The sequence below is a fragment of the Mesorhizobium sp. M7A.F.Ca.CA.001.08.2.1 genome (genome assembly GCF_003998455.1).
Lineage (GTDB): Bacteria > Pseudomonadota > Alphaproteobacteria > Rhizobiales > Rhizobiaceae > Mesorhizobium > Mesorhizobium ciceri.
Genome location: NZ_RZPW01001208.1, coordinates 1 through 1,083 on the forward strand (window position 1 = coordinate 1; position 1,083 = coordinate 1,083).

The window sequence follows — 1,083 nt, forward strand, 5'->3', positions numbered from 1 at the left end:
GGCCGAAATAGCGGAAATACTCGCGCACCGAAGGCACGAAGGCGCCTTCCATGCGCTCGCGCTGCAGGCGCAGCATCATCACCACATCGGCGTCCTTGAGGCCTTCGGCCATCGAACGGGTGACGATGACGCCCATCTTCTCGATGCCGGTGGGCAGCAGCGTCGACGGCGCGACGACGCGCACCTGCGCGCCGAGCGCGTTGAGCAGCATGATGTTGGAGCGCGCCACGCGCGAATGCAGGATGTCGCCGCAGATCGCCACGATCAGCTTCGACAGCGGGCCTTTGGCGCGGCGGATGGTCAGCGCGTCGAGCAGCGCCTGTGTCGGGTGCTCATGCGCGCCGTCGCCGGCATTGACGACGGAGCAGCCGACCTTCTGCGCGAGAAGCGCGGCCGCACCGGCCGACTGGTGGCGGATGATCAATATGTCGGGCCGCATGGCATTCAGCGTCATCGCCGTGTCGATGAGCGTTTCGCCCTTCTTCACCGAAGAGCTTGCCACCGACATGTTCATGACATCGGCGCCAAGCCGCTTTCCGGCCAGTTCGAACGACGACTGCGTGCGCGTCGAGGCTTCATAGAACAGGTTGATCTGTGTGCGGCCGCGCAGCGTCGAGGTTTTCTTCTCGGACTGCCGCGAGATCGCGACCGCCCGGTCCGCCCTGTCGAGCAACAGCTCGATGTCGGCAGGGGAAAGGTCGCGGATGCCCAGAAGATGGCGATGAGGATAGGGGGACGAAGCGTCGGTCATCTCAAGGGGCTGCTATAGGGTGGAGACTTTGCGGCTGCAAGCGCCAGCTTTGCATTGGAGCCGTTCTCCTCATTTTTTTCGTGTAGATGGCCGATTGTATCGGCCGGTATTTTCATCGCGCGCGCTGCATGGCTTGGCTATATCTAGCCGACAGCCTCGGATTCGTGGCTTTCTGACGATAGAAGGATTGGGCGTGACCGACGACGTGACGAACCAGCCGCCGCCGCTGACGGGCGGCAACGCCTGGCGGGGCGATCCGTTGCTGATCCAGCTCGCGGAGCGTTTTTCCGATCCGGTGCGCCGGGAACTCGACGGTCTCGGCCGTTTCGTGC

1 protein-coding gene is annotated in these 1,083 nt (G+C 63.8%); it reads right to left on the reverse strand.

Features of this window, described 5'->3' with window-relative positions:
- The coding region (locus EN914_RS36235) for an aspartate carbamoyltransferase catalytic subunit (RefSeq protein WP_127389727.1) at positions 1 to 751 on the reverse strand (751 nt) is incomplete at its 3' end.
- Between the last annotated feature and the right edge of the window lie 332 nt (positions 752 to 1,083).